This window comes from Chromobacterium sp. FG89 (genome assembly GCF_057808735.1).
The window spans coordinates 67,885-87,076 of sequence record NZ_JBMDIQ010000021.1; the positions used below are offsets into that span (position 1 = coordinate 67,885).

Sequence of the window (19,192 nt, forward strand, 5' to 3'; positions counted from 1 at the left end):
TGACGATATATTCATCATCAACTTCCCAATCACCCCCCCACCGCCACCTTCTCCAAACTCGGCAAAGTGTGGGTATACAGCTTGGCCAAATCCTTGGGGCTGGCGATGGTTTCAAAGTGTTCCATCTTGATGGCCAGGAATTGCCCCTTGCTGCCATTGCGCACTTCGCCCACTTCCATCGCTTTCAGCGCGCTGATCCAGTACCAGTTCTGGCCCATGTTTTCCTTATCGCAATAGGCGTACCACAGTGGCAGGCGGAACAGCCGCTCGAAGGTGAGCGCTTTTTTGAGTTCTTCCTCCAGGCTGAGGGTGAGTTCGCCGCACCATGGGGTGTAGTTCTTGGCGTCGATGGCGATCATGCCCAGCGAGGGCAACAGGAGCAGGAAGTCTGGTCGCTTGGCTGCGCCTTGGAATAGCGAGGCGAAGCTGTCCTTGTTCTGGCAGATGCCTACATAGGCCAGTTTGTGCTGGTTGAACCAGGTGTTGAGCGCTTTCTCGCCCTCATGGCCTTTTTCCTCCGCCGTGTTGGGGGCGGCCTGGGTTATGGCGGGCGGCGGATTAGGCGCGGGCGCTTGAGCTGGAACTGGGGTAGCGGCTTGGATAGGCGCCGTTGTTTGCGGCGGGGCGGGCGCGGCGTTGGATGTTGGGGCCGTCATTGCGGATGGTTTCTGTAAAAGGGTTTTTCTGATGCTTGCGAGCGAAAAGGCCATGGCGTCTGCTCAGATTGGCTTGGTTGGGTGAGGGGAGCGCTTCATCCCGCTTGCCTCGCTTGATCCGCCTGATACGCCGCCTCACGGTCGCTGAACAGGCCCAGGCGCACCAGGCGGGCGAGGATGGCGCCGCGGCTGCGGCCCAGTTGCTTGGCGATGGCCTGGCTGTCCGGCTGGGCCGGGCTGTGCCACAGGGTTTTCAGTTGCTGGTCGTCGGCCACGCTCCAGACCGCGCCTTGCTTGCCGGCTGTGGGCGGCGCGGCGGGTTTGGTGGGCGGCTTTTCCGCGGCGGCGGGTACGTCCCAGAGTGGCGGCAGTTGCAGCGTTTGCATGCGGGCGTTGTCGGCCTGCATCGCCGCTTGCTGGTGCTCGTACAGCCCCAGGTGGACCAACCGGGAGACGATGGCCAGCGGGCTGCGGCCCAGTTTTTCCGATAGTTGGCGCACTGGCGCGGGGGAGGCTTCCCACAGCAGGGCGAGGCGGTTGTCTTCGGCTATGGTCCAGCGCTGGCCCTGGCGCGCGCCGCCGGGGGCTGGCGGAGGCTCGGGCGCGGTGGGCGGGTCCGCGGCGTGTTGTTTGGCGACGCGCTTGAGTTGCTCGTAATACTGCGCGCGCGCCTTGTCCAGTGCCGGGTCCTTGGGGGTGCCCAGCGGGTCGCGCCGGCCGGCCGGGTCTAGGCCCAGGACCAGTTGTTCGACAATTTCGAGTTCTCTCATAGGGATGCCCGGAGCCGGTCTCGCATTGCTTGCGGGGCGGGTGCCGCCGTGGATAAGCCATGTTATCGCCGCGGCCGGGTTATATGCAAATTGAGTTTGCGGCGCGCGGCCCGGGGCCGGGCCGGCGCGCGCTTTAAGCTTCGATTTCTATCAGGGTGGGATTGGCGGCGGCGGCGGCCTGTTCCAGCGCCTGGCGCAGCAGCGGTTCCGGGGTGCCCAGCGCCAGGGTTTCGGCGCGCCAGCCGTAGGCGCGGGCCAGCGCCGGGAAGTCCGGGGTGTAGAGGTCCACGCCCAGCGGTTCCATATCGGCGGCGCGCATCGCGCTTTTGATTTCGCCGTAGCCGCGGTTGTTGAGCAGCAGCACGATCAGGCGGGCGCGGGTTTCCATCGCGGTGCCCATTTCCGCCAGGGTGAACTGGAAGCCGCCGTCGCCGGCCAGGCACAGCACCGGCCGGTCCGGTTCGGCCAGCGCGGCGCCGATGGCGGCGGGCAGGCCGTAGCCCAGCGCGCCGAAGCCCACGGAGGCGTTGAACCAGCTGTTGCCGCGCGGCGCGCAAAAGCCCAGGTTGCCGGCGTAGACCAGGCGGGTGGAGTCTCCCACCCAGCGCGCTTGCGGCAGGATGTCGCGCACGCGGTGCAGCCAGGCCAGGTCGGCGGCGTGTTCCGGCTCCATCTCGGCGGCGGCCAGGCGGCGGGCGGCGTCGGCGCGCTCTTCGCCCTGGCGGGCGGCGTCGGTCAGTTGCAGCGTCAGCAGTTGCAGGGTTTCTTTGGCGTCGCCCAATAGCGGCAGGTCGGCGCCGCGGCCGCGGCAGAGTTGTTCCGGGTCGATGTCGACGCGGATCAGCGCGCCGGGCAGGCGGAAGCCGCCGTCCACGTACATGTCGAAGTCGGTGGGCCCCAGTTCGCAGCCCACGGCCAGCACCACGTCGCTGGCGGCGATCAGGCGACGCGCGGCCGGCAGCGAGGGGCTGCAGGACAGGGCCAGCGGGTGGCCGTCCGGCAGCGCGCCGCGCGCGTTGATGGTCATCAGCGCCGGCGCGTCCAGCATTTCCGCCAGCCGGGTCAGTTGCGGCGCGGCCTGGCGCGCGCCGCCACCTATCAGCAGCAGCGGCCGTTCCGCGCTGGACAGCAGGCGGGCGGCGCGGTCGATGGCGGCGGGGGCGGCCGGCCCGCGCAGCAGCCGCATCGCCGGCGCTTGCGGCGGCGGCAGGCCGTCGGCGGGCGCGGCCATCAGGTCCAGCGGGATTTCAATGTGCACCGGGCGCGGGCGGCTGCCGTCGAACACGGCGAAGGCGCGCGCCAGCACTTGCGGCAGTTCCGCCGCCGCGGTCAGGGTGTGGCTGAAGGCGGCGATCTGGCTGGCCAGCGCGTGCTGGTCCGGCAGTTCGTGCAGGTGGCCGTCGCCGGAGCCCAGCTTGCCGCGCGCGTTGACGCCGGAGATGACCAGCAGCGGGATGGAGTCGGCGTAGGCCTGGCCCATGGCGGTGGCGATATTGGTGAGGCCGGGGCCGGTGATGACGAAGCAGACGCCGGGTTTGCCGTTGACGCGGGCGTAGCCGTCGGCCATGAAGCCCAGGCTTTGTTCGTGGCGGGCGGCGATGTGGCGGATGCCGCTGCCGGCCAGGCCGCGGTAGAGCTCGATGGTGTGGACGCCGGGGATGCCGAACACGGTGTCGACGCCGTAAGCCGCCAGCCAGGCGGTGAGGTAGCTGCCCAGGGTGGCGCTCATGCGGATTCCTTTTGTCTTGGCGCGGCGGCGCGCAGTTGGCCGGCGAAGCGGGCGATGCGGCGGCAGGCTTCGGCCAGGCGTTCGTCGTCCACCACCAGGCCCAGGCGGATGAAGCCGGCGGCGGTGGGGCCAAAGGCGGCGGCGTCCAGCACGGAGACGCCGGTGGCTTCAAACAGTTTCCAGGCGAAATCCCCGGCCTCCAGGCCGCAGCCGCGCACATCCAGCAGCAGGAACATGCCGGCTTCCGGCAGCGGGCAGTGCAGGCCGTCCACGCCGCTGAGCAGGCTGTGGGCCAGGTCGCGCCGCCGCTGGTACAGCGCGCGGACGGGGTCGACGAAGGCGTCGTAGTCTTGCAGCGCCAGCAGCGCGGCTTGCTGGATGAAGCCGGGGATGCCGTAGAGCATGCACAGGGCCAGCGTGCCCATGTGCTGGATCAGCGGGCGCGGGCCGGCGGCCCAGCCTAGCCGCCAGCCGGCCATGGCGTGGGATTTGGACAGGCTGCCCAGGGTCAGCGTGCGTTCGGCCATGCCGGGCAGGGCGGCGATGCTGTGGTGCGGGGCTTCGAAACTGAGGCCGGCGTAGACTTCGTCGGCCACCACCCACAGGTCGTGGCGGCGGGCCAGCGCGGCCACCGCGGCCAGTTCGTCCGGGCGCAGCGCCGCGCCGGTGGGGTTGCAGGGGGTGGCGAGGAAGATCGCGCGGCTGCGCGGGGTGACGGCGGCTTCCAGCGCGGCCAGGTCCAGATGGAAGCCGTCCGCGGGTTTGACCGGCACCGGCACCAGCGCGGCGCCGCTGGCGCGGATGCTGGCTTCGTAGGTCAGGTACATCGGTTCCGGCACCAGCACTTCGTCGCCGGCCTGGCACAGGCAGAGCGCGGCGGAGAACAGGCCGTTTTGCGCGCCGGCCACCACGATGACGTTGTCGGCGTCCATCTCCAGGCCGGTGGCGACGGCGTGGCGGCGGGCGATGGCGGCGCGCAGGTCGGCGCGGCCGTCCACCGGGCTGTAGTGGGTGTCGCCGTCGCGCAGCGCGGCCACGGCGCGCTCAATAATGGGGGCCGGGGTGGCGAACTCCGGATCGCCCACGCTGAGGATGATCACGTCCTCGCCGCGGGCGGCGGCTTGCTGCGCCGCCAGGTGGATGTTCCAGGCATCGACGCGTTCGCCGGCGATGCGGTCTACCAGGGGGGAAAAGCGCATGGGGGTCTCCGTAATAATGAGCTAGGGGCGGTGTCAGAAGGCGGTGCGGACAGGCAGTCTCTTTTCCAGCCTTAGGAAAACGCGTTCTATCAGCCAGGCCAGCGCGAAATAGATCAGCGCCACGGTCAGCAGCGGTTCGTAGGTGCGCAGGGTTTGCGCGCGCACCAGGTTGGCCGCGCCCAGCACGTCCATCACCGCCACGGTGGAGGCCAGCGCGGTGGATTTGAGCAGCAGCACGGTTTCGCCGGCCAAGGACGGCAGCAGGATCAGCAGCGCGCGCGGCAGCCAGATGCGCCGCGCCGCGGTCAGCCGCGACATGCCCAGCGCGCGGGCGGCTTCCAGTTCGCCCTTGGGCACGGCGGCCAGGCCGCCGCGCACCACTTCGCCCACATAGCCGGCCACGCTTAGCGCCAGCGCCAGCGCCACGTACCAGAAGCCTTCGCGCAGATAAGGCCACAGCAGGCTGTCGCGCAGCGCCGGAAAGCCGGCGAACAGGCTGCCCAGGCCGTAATAGAGCACGTAGATCTGCACCAGCAGCGGGGTGCCGCGGATCAGGTTGGTGAAGGACAGGCTGAGCCAGGCGAGGAAGGGTTGGCGGGACAGCCGGGCAAAGCCCACCGCCACCGCCAGCGCGAAGCCCAGGCCGCCGGAAAGCAGCAGCAATTGCACGGTGACGGCGACGCCGCGCCAGAGCATGGGGCCGTAGTCTTGCAGCCATTGGAAGTTCATGCGGGTCTCCCGTTCACAGCGCCGGTTGCCAGCGGCGGAAGCGGCGTTCAATCAGGCTGAAGCCGGCGTTGGACAGCAGGGTCATCAATAGGTAGATGGCGGCCACGGTCAGATAGAACAGCAGGTACTGGCGGGTGGAGCCGGCGGCCTGCTTGGTGGTGAACAGCAGTTCGCTGTAGCCCACCACGCTGATCAGCGCGCTGTCCTTGATCAGCACCAGCCACAGATTGGCCAGGCCGGCCAGCGCGTAGGGCATCATCTCCGGCAGGACCACGCGGCGGGCGGTCAGCCAGCGGCCGCAGCCGAAGGCGCGCGCGGCCTCGATGTGGCCGTGCGGTATCGCCTGCACCGCGCCGCGCATGATTTCCGCCGCGTAAGCCCCTTGAACGATGCCCAGCACCACGATGGCGGCGGCGAAGCCGTTCACCTCCACCTGCGGCTGGCCCAGCAGCGCCGCCAGCGCGTTGATGGCGTCGCCGCCGGCGTAGTAGAGCAGCAGGATGAGCAGCAGCTCCGGCAGCGCGCGGCACACGCTGGTGTAGGCGTTGGCCAGCCGCTTGAGCAGCGGGTGGCCGCCCAGTTTGATGAGAGCGGTGGCCAGGCCGATGAGCAGGCCCAGCGCGAAAGCGCCCAGCGAGATTTCCAGCGTGACCACGGCGCCTTGCAGCAGGGCGGGGCCCCAGTCGCGGACTACGGCGTCGTAGGCTTGTTGCAGTGCATCCAGCATATAGGCTCTCCCTGGGGCGGCTCAGGTGGGCGGGTCGCTGTCACTTGGCGTCCGGCGAGATGTTGACCTTGAAGTATTTCTTCTGGATGGCGTCGAAGCTGCCGTCGGCGCGCAGTTGCAGGATGGCCTGGTCGAACTGCTGCTTGAGCGCGACGTCGGCCTTGCGCAGGCCGGCGCCGATGCCGGGGCCGAACAGCGGGTCCTTGGGCGCCAGGCCCTTGGATTCCAGCCCGGAACCGTCCTTGCCGCCAAGGAAATCGCTGGCGGCCAGCGCGTCCAGCAGCATCAGGTCCACGCGGCCGGCGACGAGGTCGGCGTTCAGTTCGTCCTGGGTGTTGTAGTAACGGATGACGGAGCCGGCGCCGTAATATTTTTTCAGGAAGTTGGCGTTGGTGGTGGCGGATTGCACGCCCAGGGTCTTGCCCTTGAGGCCGGCCGGGCTGAGGACGGCTTTCTGGCCCTTGGGGCCGACGAACTCGGAGGCGGTGTAGTAATAAGGCAGGCTGAAAGCGATGACTTTTTCCCGCTCCGGGGTGATGGACATGGAGTTGAAGATCACGTCTATCTTCTTGCTGTTGAGCGCGGGGATGATGCCGTCCCAGGACACTTCGGCGATCTGACAGCTTTGCTTGAGGCGCTGGCACAGCTTGCGCACCAGCTCCACTTCAAAGCCGCTCCATTGGCCGTTGCTCTGCTTGATGGTGAACGGCGGGTAGGGTTCGGCGGCGATGCCGATGCGCAGCGGGTTGGCGGCCGCGGCGGTACAGAACAGGACGGCGAAGGCGGCGATGAGGGCGCGGAATCGGTTCATGGGGTTTCTCCCTGGGTGTCAGGCGTTGACAAACTGGCGGCAGCGTTCGCTGTGCGGCGCGGCGAAAACCTGTTCCGGCGGGCCGGCTTCCTCGATGCGGCCCTGATGCAGGAACAGCACTTTGCTGGACACTTCGCGGGCGAAGGCCATTTCATGGGTGACCAGCAGCATGGTGCAGCCTTCATCGGCCAGCTGGCGTATCACCCGCAGCACTTCGCCCACCCGTTCCGGGTCCAGCGCGGAGGTGGGTTCGTCGAACAGCATCACCGCCGGCCGGGTGGCCAGCGCGCGGGCAATGGCCACCCGCTGTTGCTGGCCGCCGGACAAAAAGGCCGGATAGGCCTGGCGCTTGTCCGCCATGCCCACTTTTTCCAGCAGCGCCTCGGCCAGCGCCACCGCTTCGGCGCGCGGTTGGCGCAGGACGCGCACCGGCACCTCGATCAGGTTTTCCAGCACCGTCATGTGCGGCCACAGATTGAAGTTCTGGAACACCATGCCCAGCCGCGAGCGCAGCCGGTCCACCTGGCGCGGGTCGGCCGGCGCGCGCCGGCCGCGTTTGTCGGTGCGCAGGGCGATCTCCTCGCCGGCGATCAGCACTCGGCCGTCGTCCGGGACTTCCAGCAGATTGAGACAGCGCAGCAAGGTGCTCTTGCCGGAGCCGCTGGCGCCGATCAGCGACACTACCTCGCCGGCGGAGGCGGCGAAGGAGACGCCGTCCAGCACGACTTGGCCGTCAAAGCGCTTGCGCAGGTTTTCCACCGCGACGATGGGCGCGGGGGGAGGGTGGATGGCGGGGGTGGGGTGATGCATGGGGCTCTCCTCCTTGCGGCTGTGGCAGCCTGCTGTAGTTGTGTGCCGCGCCTGTAGTGTGGCTAACAAATTCCTGATGCTGCGTTGCGCCGACTTGCCGTACTCAAGTACTGCCTGCGTCGGCGCGCCTTGCCTCAGACGTGAAACTGATTTTGTTAGCCGCTCTTAGCGCGACAGTGTAAGGCGTGGCAACATCCATGCCAGCGGGTCTGTTTTTTAATTGCATGAATTTAAAAGGTTTTTGCGCTTGCTCGCGGCGACAAAAACCGTCAATACTGCAACTATTCATAAAAGCGCCGAATATTCGGCACCCGTGCTTGAAGCAGCTAAGAACCTGTTTACGATCTCGCGAGCTAAGGGGAGACAAGGCGTTGCGGCTGAGAAAGCGGAATGTACAGGTGGTACATGAGCATTCTGAAGCCGTACTCACCGTGTAACGCTCCACAACGCGCAGCAGATCGAAAACAGGTTCTTAAGGGGAAGGGGGAGACATGGACGCGGACCTGAACCAGGGCATTGCGCTGTTTGGCGATTTTTTCGACGCGATCGGCCTGTCGGTGGCCATCATCGACCAGGACGGGCGCTACGCCTATTACAACCAGGAGTGCTCGCAGCTGGACGAATACACCGCGGAGCAGGCGCTGGGGGCCTATCTGCTGGAGCTGTACCCGGAGCTGGACGAGAACAGCAGCACGCTGTTGCAGGCGCTGCGGCAGGGCCGCAGCTACCGCAATCATTACCAGCGTTATCGCAATCCCAGGGGCAAGGCGGTGCATCAGGTGCACACCACGCTGCCGCTGAAGCGCGCCGACGGCCGCATCGTCGGCGCGGTGGAATTGTCCCGCGATCTGACCGTGGTCAGCCCGCTGCATCAGGCGCTGGTGGATTTGCAGCAGAACGTGGAAGAGGAGGCCGACGGCGGGCTGATGGGCATCATCACCGACGACGCGGCGATGAAGCAGCTGATCCACCAGGCCCGGCGGCTGGCGCGCGCCGATGTGCAGGTGTTGATCCACGGCGAAACCGGCACCGGCAAGGAGTTGTTCGCCCGCTTGCTGCACCAGGAAGGGCCGCGCGCCGAGCGCCCCTTCGTGGTGCTCAATTGCGCGGCGCTGCCGGAGCCGCTGTTTGAAAGCACCTTGTTCGGCACCGTGCGCGGCGCCTTCACCGGGGCCGAGGACCGGCGCGGGGTGCTGGAGTCCGCCCATGGCGGCACCCTGTTTCTGGACGAGATCAACTCGCTGCCGCTGTCCATCCAGGGCAAGCTGCTGCGCGCCTTGCAGGAGGGCACCTTCAGCAGGGTGGGCTCCGGCGCGGAGGTGCGCGTGGACGTGCGGGTGGTGGCGGCCAGCAACGAGTCGCCGCAGCGGATGCTGGACGAGCGCAAGATCCGGCCGGACCTGTTGTACCGGCTTAACGTGGGCTGTTTGGCGGTGCCGCCGCTGCGCGAGCGGCTGCGGGACATTCCGCTGCTGGCGCAGTCTTTCTTGCGCAAGCACGGCAAGGTCACCGGCCACCGCGTGCAGCGCATCAGCCATGCGGTGATGGAGCGCATGCTGCGCTATCACTGGCCGGGCAATGTGCGCATGCTGGAGAACGTGCTGCTGCGCAGCCTGATCCTGTGCGAGGGCGGGGACGAACTGGACTTCCTGTTGTTGGAGGAAGAGGGCGAAGCGGCGCAGCTGCGCGCGGAGGAACGCCGGCCGTCGGCGCCGGCCGCGCCGCCGCCGGATGGCGAGGGCACGCTGGAGCAGCGGATGGCGCGCTATGAGCGCCGGCTGTTGGTGGATTGCCTGGAGGGCTGCGCCAATCTGACCGAGGCGGCGCGCCGGCTGGGCCTGCCGCGCGCTACCTTGCAGTACAAGTTGAAGAAGCACGGGATACAGCTGGCGCGCACGGTGCTGGGGTGAGCGGGGCGGGGCATGGCGTCCCTCGTAGCTGAGTCGCTGATTGGGAGCCAGAGCGCTGGGCTGTCTGCTCAATAACCCCAGGGTTATTGACTGGCCTGTTGTAGAAGCTACAATAAGCTCTGTCCGATAGTCTGCTCAAATGTCGTGCGCGCAAGGGCGCGACAAGGTGAAAACAAAAGCAGAATGTAGAAATGCCATATGAGCATTCTGAACCTGTTCTCACCGTACCGTGTTCACGAAGCGCAGCAGATCGTAAACAGACTCTAAGCGCAGGGGCGACACCGTGACCAGCAAAGAAGTCATCAGCATGATAGAGGCCGACGGTTGGTATCTGGTTGCCGCCAAGGGCAGCCATCAACAGTTCAAACACCCGATCAAGACCGGCCGGGTGACGGTGCCTCACCCCAAGAAGGACATACCGATAGGCACGCTGAACAGCATCAAGAAACAAGCGGGTCTCCAGTAAGGAACCATTATGTACTACCCGATTGCAGTTGAACCCGGTGACGACCAACATGCCTACGGCGTCATCGTGCCGGATCTGCCCGGCTGTTTCTCCGCCGGGGACACTCTGGATGAGGCCATCCGGAACGCCCGAGAAGCCATTGAGCTACATCTGGAAGGGCTGGTGGACGACCTGGACGTTATCCCTCTGGCCAGCAGCGCGCAGGCTCATGTCGGTAAACCCGAGTTTGCCGGCCATCTCTGGGCGCTGGTGGATGTGGATATCACCCGCTATCTGGGTAAAGCGACCAAGATCAATGTCACGTTGCCGGCCAACCTTCTGCACCGTATCGATGAATATGTTGCTTCCCACCCGGAATACGATAGCCGTAGCGGTTTCCTGGCCAAGACCGCGCTAGAAAAGCTGTTGTGTCGGCCGTAAAAGCGGTTAATTTTGCTGTTTGAGCATGGATGTGCCGCGGAGCGCACTCAGCCTAGGCCCGCTAACAAAACCGCGCAGCGTACCTGAGGCAAGGCGCGCCGACGCAGGCAGTACAAGTCGTACGACCAGGAGGCGCAACGTAGGATCAGGGGTTTTGTTAGCGGGCCTTAGTTACAAATCCAGCACCAGCGGCTCGCTCCCCGCCGCCCGCGACACGCAGATCATGATGCGCTCCCGTCGCTCCGCCTCGTTCAGGTATTGGTCGCGGTGTTCGGCGTCGCCGGCCAGCAGCCTGGTTTCGCAGCTGCCGCAATAGCCTTCCCGGCATAGACAGTCCGGCCGCAGCGGGGTCTGCCGTTCTATCGCCGCCAGGATGGATTCGTCGGCGTCCACCCGCAGCCGCAGGCCGGAGCGGGCCAGTTCCACCTCAAAGCCGGCGCTCGCCGCCGCCGTGTCGGCGCTGAAGCGCTCATAGTGCAGCCGGCCGGCCGGCAAGCGCCGCGCGCAGGCGTCCGCCGTCGCCGCGATCAGCCGCTCCGGCCCGCAGACATACACCTGGCTGTCCGCCGGCGCGGCGGCGATCAGCGCGTCCAGGTCCAGCCTGCGGCCGGCCCGGCTCTCGTACAGGCGGATTCTGGCGTCGCCGCGCTCGCCTCGTTCGGCCAACTGGGCGGCGAAGGCGGCGCCGGCGGCGTCGCGGAAGGCGTAGTGCAGCTGGTAGTTGGCGTCATCGCCCAGCGCCGCCATATGGGCGATGAAGGGCGTGATGCCGATGCCGCCGGCGATGAACAGCCGCGGGCCGGGCACGGCGGCCAGCGGGAAGCGGTTGGCCGGCGCTTGCACCCGCAGGCGGCTGCCCGGCTTCAGCGCGTGCAGATAGCTTGAGCCGCCGCGCGAATCCGGCTCGTGTTTGACCGCGATGCGGTAGACCCCGCCGCCGGGGTCCAGCAAGGAGTAGGCCGCCGGCCGGCCCGGCGGCGGCATGTCCACCACGATGTGGCTGCCGGACGGGCAGGGCGGGGCCGGGCCGTCCAGCGGCCGCAGGGTGAAGGCCTTGACCCCGGCGGCCACTTCTTCGATGGCGCAGACTTCGGTGACGATGGCGGGCATGCGCGGCGCTCCGGTTCAGCCGCGGTAGGCGGCGGCCACCATCTGGTGGAAATGGGCGATGCCGTGCTCGCTGATGCCGCTGCGCTGGCTGTCCGCCATGATGCGGCCCTGGCCGCGGTAGCCGCGCGATTGCAGCCCGCGCTGCACGCTTTCCACCAGCCGCAGGTCCTCGGGGCGGAATTCGTCGCGCGCCCAACTGACGAAGCGGCGCTGTTCCTCGCTCAAGTCCTGGTTGAGGAAGAGGATGTCGTAATGCTGGACGGTGACGCCGGCGGATTCCGGAAATTCGTAGATCACCGTCATCGCCGCGTCGCCGGGCACCACGTTGAACATCACGCCGGGCCACAGCCAGTAGCCGTTGAAGGCCTGGTTGGCGGCCTCGCCGTCAAAAGCGTAGCTGCTGTCGCTGGATTGGGCTGCGCCGCGCTGCAAGGTCCAGCGGCCGTGAAGGCTGTGGGTGTAGCCGTCGGTGGTCACCGATTGCGAGAAGCTGGGGTGGGCCGGCGCGCAGTGGTAGCACTCCATGTAGTTGTCGACGATGACTTTCCAGTTGGCCGGCGTGGTGGTGACCACGCGCTCGGCCACCTTCAAGTCCGCCACTCGCGGGCACACTTGCATGAAGTGCTCGCGCAGGCCGGCGTATTCGACGTCGATGTCCGGCGCGTCCGGGTCCATGTTGACGAAGACGAAGCCGCAGTATTCGGCCACTCGCAACGGGCTCAGATGGCTGCCGGCCCGGTCGAAGTCCGCCACCTGCTCGCAGTTGCGCGCGTGCGCCAGCTGGCCGTCCAGCTTGAAGGCCCAGGCGTGGTAGGGACAGGTGATCACATTCCTGGCTTGGCCGCTGCCGCTGAGCAGCTCATGGCCGCGGTGCGGGCAGACGTTGTAGAAGGCGCGCAGCTCGCCGTCGCGGTCGCGCAGCAGCAGGATGTTCTCGCCTATCACCCGGCGGGTGACGTAATCGTTGGGCCGGGCCAGCTCGCTGCCGTGGCACAGGCAGAGCCAGGATTTGGCGAAGATCTGTTCTTTTTCGTACTGGAACACCTCGTCGGCGGTGTAGCAGCGCGCCGGCAGGGTGTGGGCGCGCTCGATGTCGCTGCAGAAGTCGGCGGGCAGGCGCGGCGCGGCGGGCGGGGGCTGGATGACGGCGTGCTGTTGCATGGCGGGGCTCCTTCAAAAGCCTTGAGTGGGGGACGGCTGTTGATGATTTAACGGTGTGCCGGCGGCGGCGGAGCGGATGGCCGCGACGCTTACTTTTCATTGCGCGACAATTTGCATTGGCGCGAACCGGGCGCTCGCGCTTATGCTGGGCCTTGGAACGTGTTTACGATCTCGCGAGCAAGAGCGAGACAAGGCGTTGCGGCTGAGAAAGCGGAATGTGCAAGTGGTGCATGAGCATTTCGAAGACGCCCTCACCGTGCCACGTCTCACGAGGCGCAGCAGATCGTAAACAGGTTCTTAGACTGGGAGGGGAGAGCGCGGTGGACGAATACCATTTCCTGTTGTTGCCGGAGTTTTCCTTCATCGGCTTCGCCGCGCTGATGGAGCCCTTCCGCATCGCCAACCGTTTTCAGCCCGGCGCCAGCTGCTGGCGGCTGTTGTCCGTGGACGGCGAGGCGGTGGCGGCCAGCAACGGCATCGCGTTGATGGTGGACGGCGCGCTGGCGGAGGCCGGGCCGTGCACCTGTCTGTTCGTGGTCAGCAGCTTCCATCCGCTGCGGCATTACACGCCGGAGCTGGGCGCGGCGCTGCGGCGGCTGGAGCGCGGGGGCATGACCCTGGGGGCGATAGACACCGGCTGTTTCATCCTGGCCGAGGCCGGCCTGCTGCGCGGCGAGACGGTGACGCTGCACTGGGAGGCGATTCCGGCCTTCCGGGAACGCTATCCGCAGGTGACCGCCAGCCAGGAGCTGTTCCTGACCGAGCGGCGGCCCACCTCCGCCGGCGCGGCGGCCGGGCTGGATCTGGCGCTGGCCTTGCTGGCGCGCCGTCACGGCCGCGAGCTGGCGCTGGCGGTGTCCGAGCAATTGGTGCAGGGGCAGATGCGCAGCCCGTCCGAGCACCAGCGCCTGCAGGTGGCCAGCCGCTACCAGGTGCACAACAAGAAGCTGGCGCAGGCGATACGGCTGATGGAGGCGCAACTGGAGGAGCCGTGGCCGCCGGAGGAGCTGGCCGCGCGTTGCGGCGCCACCCGCCGCCAGCTGGAGCGCTTGTTCCGCGCGCATCTCAAGGCCTCGCCGGCGGAGTTCTACCGCGCGCTGAGGCTGGACCGCGCCCGCTGGCTGCTGCGCCAGACCGAGCTGAGCGTGGTGGAAATCAGCGTGATTTGCGGCTTTGAGTCGCCGTCTTATTTTTCCCGCGCCTATCGCAAGCGTTTCGACCGCAGTCCAAGGGAGGATCGCGAGGATCGCAGCGGCGCTTGAGAAGCTGTTTTCAGCGGTTTTCGCCTTGTCTCGCGCTTGCTCGCGAGGCTTTGGACCGGTCCGGAGCGGGGGGGCATTGGCTGGCCGCGGACGGTTTTATCGGGTACTGTTGAGGGTTTGGATTGGCGCGGGCGGCGCGCCTCCATAAAATAACAGGGCAAACCCCAAATAGCCCTACGCTGGAGAAACCCGAAAATGGCCATCATCCGTCAGGAAGACTTCGTGCAAAGCATTGCCGACGCCTTCCAGTTCATCAGCTATTACCATCCCAAAGACTATATCGACGCGCTGTACCAGGCGTATCTGAAGGAAGAGAGCCCGGCGGCCAAGGACGCCATGGCCCAGATCCTGATCAACAGCCGTATGTGCGCGGAAGGCAAGCGCCCGATCTGTCAGGATACCGGCATCGCCGTGGTGTTCCTGAAAGTGGGCATGAAGGTGCAGTGGGACGCCGAATTGTCGGTGCAGGAGATGGTGAACGAAGGCGTGCGTCGCGCTTACCTGAACCCGGACAACAAGCTGCGCGCCTCGGTGCTGCTGGATCCGGCCGGCAAACGCCAGAACAGCAAGGACAATACCCCGGCGGTGGTGCATTTCGAGATCGTCGAAGGCGACGGCGTGGAAGTGACCTGTGCGGCCAAGGGCGGCGGCTCGGAGAACAAATCCAAGTTCTACGCGCTGAATCCGTCCGACTCCATCGTGGACTGGGTGCTGAAGACCCTGCCCACCATGGGCGCCGGCTGGTGTCCGCCGGGCATTCTCGGCATCGGCATCGGCGGCACGCCGGAAAAGGCGATGCTGCTGGCCAAGGAAAGCCTGATGAGCCATGTGGACATCCAGGACTTGAAGGCCAAGGCCGACAGCGGCGCGGAACTGAGCCGCGTGGAGCAACTGCGCCTGGAACTGTTTGAAAAGGTCAACGCGCTGGGCATCGGCGCCCAGGGCCTGGGCGGCCTGACCACGGTCTTGGACGTGAAGATTCTGGATTACCCCACCCACGCGGCCAGCCTGCCGGTGGCGATGATCCCCAACTGCGCGGCCACCCGCCACGTACACTTCCACCTGGACGGCAGCGGCCCGGCTTCGCTGGAAGCGCCGCGCCTGGAAGACTGGCCGGACATCACCTACGACAACTCCAACGGCAAGCGCGTCAACCTGGACGCCATCACCCCGGAAGAGGTGCAAAGCTGGCAGCCGGGCGACGTGCTGCTGCTCAACGGCAAGATCCTCACCGGCCGCGACGCCGCGCACAAGCGCATGGTGGACATGCTGAACAAGGGCGAGAAGCTGCCGGTGGACTTCACCAACCGCTTCATCTACTACGTGGGCCCGGTGGATCCGGTGCGCGACGAAGTGGTGGGCCCGGCCGGCCCCACCACCGCCACCCGCATGGACAAGTTCACCCGCCAGATGCTGGAGCAGACCGGCCTTCTGGGCATGATAGGCAAGGCCGAGCGCGGTCCCACCGCGATTGAGGCGATCAAGGACAACAAGGCGGTCTATCTGATGGCCGTCGGCGGTTCCGCCTATCTGGTGTCCAAGGCGATCAAGGCGTCCAAAGTGGTGGCCTTCGAAGACCTGGGCATGGAAGCCATTTACGAGTTCGAGGTCAAGGACATGCCGGTGACGGTGGCGGTGGATTCCTGTGGATCCAGCGTGCACAACACCGGCCCGGCGGAGTGGCGCGTGAAGATAGGCAAGATTCCGGTCATCCCCGTCTGAGAACCTGCCTACGATCTGCTGCGCATCGTGGAGCGTTACACGGTGAGTACGGCTTCGAAATGCTCATGTACCGTGTGTACACTCCGCTTTCTCAGCCGCAACGCCTTGTCTCGCCTTAGTTCGCGAGATCGTAAACACGTTCTGAGTCCGCATGAAAGAAACGGTCGCCTTCGGCGGCCGTTTTTGTTTGCGCCGGCGGCGCCTGAAAACGGTTTGATCCAGACCAAGGTCGGGCGGCGAACCGTCGCCTATGCTCGGCTGCACACCCTTATTGTGCTGCCCGCATGTTGACCGAGTTCTCATTGATCCTGACCTTGTTGCAGCAGATGTGCGTTTACCTGGTGATCGCCTATCTCTTGTCCAAGACGCCGCTGTTCATCCCGCTGACCCAGGTCACCATCCGCCTGCCGCACAAGCTGGTGTGCTATCTGGTGTTCTCGGTGTTCTGCGTGATGGGCACTTATTTCGGCCTGCACATCGACGATTCCATCGCCAACACCCGCGCCACCGGCGCAGTGCTGGGCGGCATGTTGGGCGGGCCGTGGGTGGGGCTGGCGGTGGGTTTCACCGGCGGCCTGCATCGTTATTCGCTGGGCGGCGTCACCGCCGGCGCCTGCATGGCGTCCACCATGGCCGAAGGCCTGCTGGGCGGGCTGGTGCACCGTTATTTCGTGCGGCGCGGCCAGTTGGGGCGGGTGTTCGACCCGCTGGCGGTGGCCGCGGTGGCCTTGCTGGCGGAATGCATGCAGATGCTGATCCTGCTGGCGGCGGTCAAGCCCTTCGCCGCCGCCTGGCATCTGGTGCGCAGCATCGCCTTGCCGATGATGATAGCCAACACCCTGGGCGCGGCCATGTTCATGCGCATCCTGCTGGACCGGCGCGCGCTGGCGGAGAAGTATTCCTCCGCCTTCTCCTCCAAGGCGCTGCAGATCGCCGCCCGCGCCGAAGGCGTGCTGCGCCACGGCTTCGACCGCGACAACTGCATGACCATGGCGCGCATCCTGTACGAGGAACTGGGCGTGGGCGCGGTGGCGCTGACGGACCGCGAGCGGCTGCTGGCCTTCATCGGCGCCGGCGCCGATCACCACCTGGCGGGCACGCCGATCACCTCGCCGCTGACCCAGCGCGCCATCGCCGCCAACCAGGTGGTGTACGCCGACGGTAATGAGACGCCTTACCGCTGCTCCATCAGCCCGGCTTGCAAGCTGGGCTCCTCGCTGGTGATCCCCTTGCGCGGCGAGGACGAGCGGGTGATCGGCACCATCAAGCTGTACGAGACGCGCAACAAGCTGTTTTCCGGCATCAACCTGACCCTGGGCGAGGGCATTGCCCGGCTGCTGTCCAACCAGATCCTGCAAGGTAAGTATGAGCAGCAGAAACAGCTGCTGGCCCAGACCGAGATCAAGCTGCTGCACGCCCAGGTCAATCCGCATTTCCTGTTCAACGCGCTCAACACCCTGTCCGCGGTGATACGCCGCAACCCGGAGCATGCGCGCCAGCTGGTGCAATACCTGTCCACCTTTTTCCGCAAGAACCTGAAGCGCTCCAGCGAGATGGCCACGCTGGGCGACGAGATCGACCACGTTAGCGCCTATCTGCGCATCGAGGAGGCGCGCTTCGCCGGCCGGCTGCAGGTGGAGATAGCCGCGCCGGAGGCGGCGCGCCGGGCCGAACTGCCGGCGTTTTCCCTGCAACCGCTGGTGGAAAACGCGATCAAGCACGGCACCTCCCAGCTGCTGGAGCCGGGGCGCATCCGCATTTCCGCCCGCTGCGACGCGCAAGGCCTGCGGGTGACGGTGGAGGACAACGCCGGGCTCTACCGCAAGCCGGAACAGAGCGACGGCCTGGGCATGTCCCTGGTGGACCGCCGCATCCGCGCCCGTTACGGCGAGGCCTACGGGGTGGCGGTGGATTGCGCGCCTGAGCTTTACACCCGGGTCAGCCTGCTGCTGCCCTGTCGTTGCCCGCAGGCGGACGCGCACCGCGCCGGAGCGGCGGCGTGAGCGCGGCCGGCTTGCCCAGCGCGCTGCTGGTGGACGACGAGCCGCTGGCGCGCGAGGAATTGCGCCAGCTATTGCAGGCCGCCGGCGGCCTGGACATCGTCGGCGAGTGCGGCAACGCGGTGGAGGCCATCGCCTTCATTCATCGCCGTAAGCCGGACGTGGTGTTCCTGGACATCCAGATGCCGCGCATCAGCGGCCTGGAAATGCTGGCGATGCTGGACCCGGAGGCCATGCCGCAAGTGGTGTTCGTCACCGCTTACGACGCCTACGCGCTGCAGGCCTTTGAAGAACACGCCTGCGACTACCTGCTGAAGCCGGTGGACCCGGCGCGCTTGGCCAAGACCCTGGCGCGGCTGCGCCAGCGCGCCGCGTCGCCGCCGGCGGCGGTATGCGCCTTGGCGCCGCTCAGCCTGATTCCCTGCCAGGGCGTCAACCGCATCGTGCTGTGCCGCTTGGAGGAGGTGGCCTATGTCTGCTCCCGGCTCAGCGGCGTTTACGTGGTGGACGCCGCCGGCGTGGAGCGCTTCACCGAGCTGACGCTGCGCACGCTGGAAGAGCGCAGCGATCTGTTCCGCTGCCATCGGCAATACCTGGTGCGCTTGTCGGCGATCCGGGAAATCCTGTTCGGCGACAACGGCGTCGCCACCATCCATACGCTGGACGGCCACAGCCTGCCGGTCAGCCGCCGCTATCTGAAGCCCCTGAAGGACGCGCTGGGCATCGCGAGCTAGCGGCCGCCCGTCCAAATGCGCCGCGCATCCCCCTCCGCTGTGCTAAACCTCAGTCCAGGGGGAGACATTCGATGACAAAACAAATGCTGCTGTGCGCGGCCTGGGCGCTGGGCTGCGCGCCCGGCCTGCTTCATGCCTGCAACGGCACGGCAACCCAGGACAGCTCGCCGGACATCAACCGGCCGGATCTGCACGGCATCGCCGTGCTTCTGCCGCAATTGCTGGAGAACAACCAGAACAGCCCGTTCGCCGAACTGCTGCAAGTGGTGGCCAGACATTACAAGGAAGGCAAGATCAGTTTCAGCATAGAGCCGGTCAAGCGCGTCTATCTGGACGCCAGCGACAAGAACGCGGACTTCCGCTTTCCCATCATGAAGGTGAGGGAGGGCGCGGACGACGCCACGCCCTATCAGTTCACCAAGGAGATGCTGGGCAAGGTCACCTTCGTGCTTTACACCCACAAGACCAAGCCGCTGGACAAGGAGGACGTGCTGCGCATGGCCAATCTGGCCAAATACAATATCGAGGCGCCGCCGGTGAACTGGGGCTTTCCCAGTAAGAGCGTGGTCAATCTGGAGCTATCGCTGAAAAAGCTGAATCTGGGCCGGGTGGACGGGGTGCTGTGGGCGCAGGAGGAAGCGGATTATCTGGTGCGCAAGTTCAAGCTGAACAATATCCGCCGCGCCCGTTTCGACGACTACCCGGACGTGCTCTTCCTCAACTGCAACCGCCGCGGCGATTTCGTCCATCAGGCGCTGAACCGGGCCATCCGCGCCGCGCGCGCCAGCGGCGAACTGCAAAAAGCCTACGCCAAGGTGCATAAGCCCTATCAGGACTGGCAGCCCTGATAAGCTGTTCAAAGTCTGCTGCGCGTCGGCGATACGGCGTTAAAACCGGCTTCGAAATGCTCATGTACCATCTGTACATTCCGCTTCCTCAGCCGGTTTCGCCTTGTCTCGCCCTAGCTCGCGAGACT

General features: G+C 66.3%; 18 protein-coding genes. 8 read left to right on the top strand and 10 right to left on the bottom strand.

Annotated elements, in window-relative coordinates; genetic code table 11:
• Nucleotides 1-29: 29 nt before the first annotated feature.
• The 8 genes from ACODRW_RS18880 to ACODRW_RS18915 all read right to left on the bottom strand — a co-directional run bounded on the left by ACODRW_RS18880 (nt 30) and on the right by ACODRW_RS18915 (nt 7,431).
• The gene (locus tag ACODRW_RS18880; protein WP_488906437.1) at nt 30-710 is read right to left on the bottom strand and encodes a hypothetical protein; all 681 of its coding nucleotides are present in this window, start codon (nt 708-710) and stop codon (nt 30-32) included.
• A gap of 41 nt (nt 711-751) precedes the next feature.
• A complete protein-coding gene (locus ACODRW_RS18885) occupies nt 752-1,426 on the bottom strand; it encodes a hypothetical protein (RefSeq protein WP_488906438.1) in 675 nt (224 codons plus the stop codon).
• A 133-nt stretch (nt 1,427-1,559) separates the two neighbouring features.
• Nucleotides 1,560-3,155: a 5-guanidino-2-oxopentanoate decarboxylase gene (locus ACODRW_RS18890; protein ID WP_488906439.1), complete on the bottom strand. Its 1,596-nt coding sequence runs from the start codon at nt 3,153-3,155 to the stop codon at nt 1,560-1,562.
• Nucleotides 3,152-4,354, bottom strand: a complete 1,203-nt coding sequence (locus ACODRW_RS18895; protein ID WP_488906440.1) for a pyridoxal phosphate-dependent aminotransferase — start codon at nt 4,352-4,354, stop codon at nt 3,152-3,154. The genes ACODRW_RS18890 and ACODRW_RS18895 overlap by 4 nt, the downstream gene beginning before the upstream one ends.
• Before the next feature lie 33 nt (nt 4,355-4,387).
• The gene (locus ACODRW_RS18900) at nt 4,388-5,083 is read right to left on the bottom strand and encodes an ABC transporter permease (RefSeq protein WP_488906441.1); all 696 of its coding nucleotides are present in this window, start codon (nt 5,081-5,083) and stop codon (nt 4,388-4,390) included.
• A 13-nt stretch (nt 5,084-5,096) separates the two neighbouring features.
• Nucleotides 5,097-5,810 carry an ABC transporter permease gene (locus ACODRW_RS18905; protein WP_488906442.1) on the bottom strand — a complete coding sequence of 238 codons (714 nt, stop codon included), beginning with the start codon at nt 5,808-5,810 and terminating at the stop codon, nt 5,097-5,099.
• A gap of 40 nt (nt 5,811-5,850) precedes the next feature.
• Entirely contained in the window at nt 5,851-6,621 is a 771-nt protein-coding gene (locus ACODRW_RS18910) for a transporter substrate-binding domain-containing protein (protein ID WP_488906443.1), read from the bottom strand.
• 18 nt (nt 6,622-6,639) lie between these two features.
• Nucleotides 6,640-7,431 carry an ABC transporter ATP-binding protein gene (locus tag ACODRW_RS18915; protein ID WP_488906444.1) on the bottom strand — a complete coding sequence of 264 codons (792 nt, stop codon included), beginning with the start codon at nt 7,429-7,431 and terminating at the stop codon, nt 6,640-6,642.
• A 491-nt stretch (nt 7,432-7,922) separates the two neighbouring features.
• Between ACODRW_RS18915 and ACODRW_RS18920 the strand changes: the two genes are divergently transcribed.
• The 3 genes from ACODRW_RS18920 to ACODRW_RS18930 all read left to right on the top strand — a co-directional run bounded on the left by ACODRW_RS18920 (nt 7,923) and on the right by ACODRW_RS18930 (nt 10,227).
• On the top strand, nt 7,923-9,341 hold the full coding sequence (locus ACODRW_RS18920) for a sigma-54 interaction domain-containing protein (RefSeq protein ID WP_488906445.1): 1,419 nt from the start codon (nt 7,923-7,925) through the stop codon (nt 9,339-9,341).
• Nucleotides 9,342-9,624: 283 nt separating this feature from the next.
• Nucleotides 9,625-9,807: a type II toxin-antitoxin system HicA family toxin gene (locus ACODRW_RS18925; protein WP_107799898.1), complete on the top strand. Its 183-nt coding sequence runs from the start codon at nt 9,625-9,627 to the stop codon at nt 9,805-9,807.
• 9 nt (nt 9,808-9,816) lie between these two features.
• Entirely contained in the window at nt 9,817-10,227 is a 411-nt protein-coding gene (locus ACODRW_RS18930) for a type II toxin-antitoxin system HicB family antitoxin (protein ID WP_107799897.1), read from the top strand.
• Between the two features lie 171 nt (nt 10,228-10,398).
• Here ACODRW_RS18930 and ACODRW_RS18935 read toward each other — a convergent pair whose 3' ends face one another.
• Both ACODRW_RS18935 and ACODRW_RS18940 read right to left on the bottom strand, forming a co-directional pair.
• Complete coding sequence (locus tag ACODRW_RS18935; RefSeq protein ID WP_488906446.1) at nt 10,399-11,337, bottom strand: PDR/VanB family oxidoreductase; 939 nt, start codon at nt 11,335-11,337, stop codon at nt 10,399-10,401.
• A gap of 15 nt (nt 11,338-11,352) precedes the next feature.
• Entirely contained in the window at nt 11,353-12,498 is a 1,146-nt protein-coding gene (locus ACODRW_RS18940) for an aromatic ring-hydroxylating oxygenase subunit alpha (protein ID WP_488906447.1), read from the bottom strand.
• A 320-nt stretch (nt 12,499-12,818) separates the two neighbouring features.
• Between ACODRW_RS18940 and ACODRW_RS18945 the strand changes: the two genes are divergently transcribed.
• From ACODRW_RS18945 to ACODRW_RS18965, 5 genes are all read left to right on the top strand, one after another.
• Complete coding sequence (locus ACODRW_RS18945) at nt 12,819-13,760, top strand: GlxA family transcriptional regulator (RefSeq protein ID WP_488906448.1); 942 nt, start codon at nt 12,819-12,821, stop codon at nt 13,758-13,760.
• 195 nt (nt 13,761-13,955) lie between these two features.
• Nucleotides 13,956-15,482 carry a fumarate hydratase gene (locus tag ACODRW_RS18950; RefSeq protein ID WP_081551201.1) on the top strand — a complete coding sequence of 509 codons (1,527 nt, stop codon included), beginning with the start codon at nt 13,956-13,958 and terminating at the stop codon, nt 15,480-15,482.
• A 284-nt stretch (nt 15,483-15,766) separates the two neighbouring features.
• The gene (locus ACODRW_RS18955; RefSeq protein ID WP_488906449.1) at nt 15,767-17,485 is read left to right on the top strand and encodes a LytS/YhcK type 5TM receptor domain-containing protein; all 1,719 of its coding nucleotides are present in this window, start codon (nt 15,767-15,769) and stop codon (nt 17,483-17,485) included.
• Entirely contained in the window at nt 17,482-18,216 is a 735-nt protein-coding gene (btsR, locus tag ACODRW_RS18960) for a two-component system response regulator BtsR (protein WP_488906450.1), read from the top strand. Before ACODRW_RS18955 ends, btsR begins: the two co-directional genes overlap by 4 nt.
• A 71-nt stretch (nt 18,217-18,287) precedes the next feature.
• Nucleotides 18,288-19,064: a type 2 periplasmic-binding domain-containing protein gene (locus tag ACODRW_RS18965; protein WP_488906451.1), complete on the top strand. Its 777-nt coding sequence runs from the start codon at nt 18,288-18,290 to the stop codon at nt 19,062-19,064.
• Nucleotides 19,065-19,192 lie beyond the last annotated feature (128 nt).

Coding starts and splice junctions, on each gene's coding strand:
- ACODRW_RS18880 (WP_488906437.1), bottom strand. CDS start 710: ATGGCCTTTTCGCTCGCAAGCATCAGAAAAACCCTTTTACAGAAACCA.
- ACODRW_RS18885 (WP_488906438.1), bottom strand. CDS start 1,426: ATGAGAGAACTCGAAATTGTCGAACAACTGGTCCTGGGCCTAGACCCG.
- ACODRW_RS18890 (WP_488906439.1), bottom strand. CDS start 3,155: ATGAGCGCCACCCTGGGCAGCTACCTCACCGCCTGGCTGGCGGCTTAC.
- ACODRW_RS18895 (WP_488906440.1), bottom strand. CDS start 4,354: ATGCGCTTTTCCCCCCTGGTAGACCGCATCGCCGGCGAACGCGTCGAT.
- ACODRW_RS18900 (WP_488906441.1), bottom strand. CDS start 5,083: ATGAACTTCCAATGGCTGCAAGACTACGGCCCCATGCTCTGGCGCGGC.
- ACODRW_RS18905 (WP_488906442.1), bottom strand. CDS start 5,810: ATGCTGGATGCACTGCAACAAGCCTACGACGCCGTAGTCCGCGACTGG.
- ACODRW_RS18910 (WP_488906443.1), bottom strand. CDS start 6,621: ATGAACCGATTCCGCGCCCTCATCGCCGCCTTCGCCGTCCTGTTCTGT.
- ACODRW_RS18915 (WP_488906444.1), bottom strand. CDS start 7,431: ATGCATCACCCCACCCCCGCCATCCACCCTCCCCCCGCGCCCATCGTC.
- ACODRW_RS18920 (WP_488906445.1), top strand. CDS start 7,923: ATGGACGCGGACCTGAACCAGGGCATTGCGCTGTTTGGCGATTTTTTC.
- ACODRW_RS18930 (WP_107799897.1), top strand. CDS start 9,817: ATGTACTACCCGATTGCAGTTGAACCCGGTGACGACCAACATGCCTAC.
- ACODRW_RS18935 (WP_488906446.1), bottom strand. CDS start 11,337: ATGCCCGCCATCGTCACCGAAGTCTGCGCCATCGAAGAAGTGGCCGCC.
- ACODRW_RS18940 (WP_488906447.1), bottom strand. CDS start 12,498: ATGCAACAGCACGCCGTCATCCAGCCCCCGCCCGCCGCGCCGCGCCTG.
- ACODRW_RS18950 (WP_081551201.1), top strand. CDS start 13,956: ATGGCCATCATCCGTCAGGAAGACTTCGTGCAAAGCATTGCCGACGCC.
- ACODRW_RS18955 (WP_488906449.1), top strand. CDS start 15,767: ATGTTGACCGAGTTCTCATTGATCCTGACCTTGTTGCAGCAGATGTGC.
- ACODRW_RS18965 (WP_488906451.1), top strand. CDS start 18,288: ATGACAAAACAAATGCTGCTGTGCGCGGCCTGGGCGCTGGGCTGCGCG.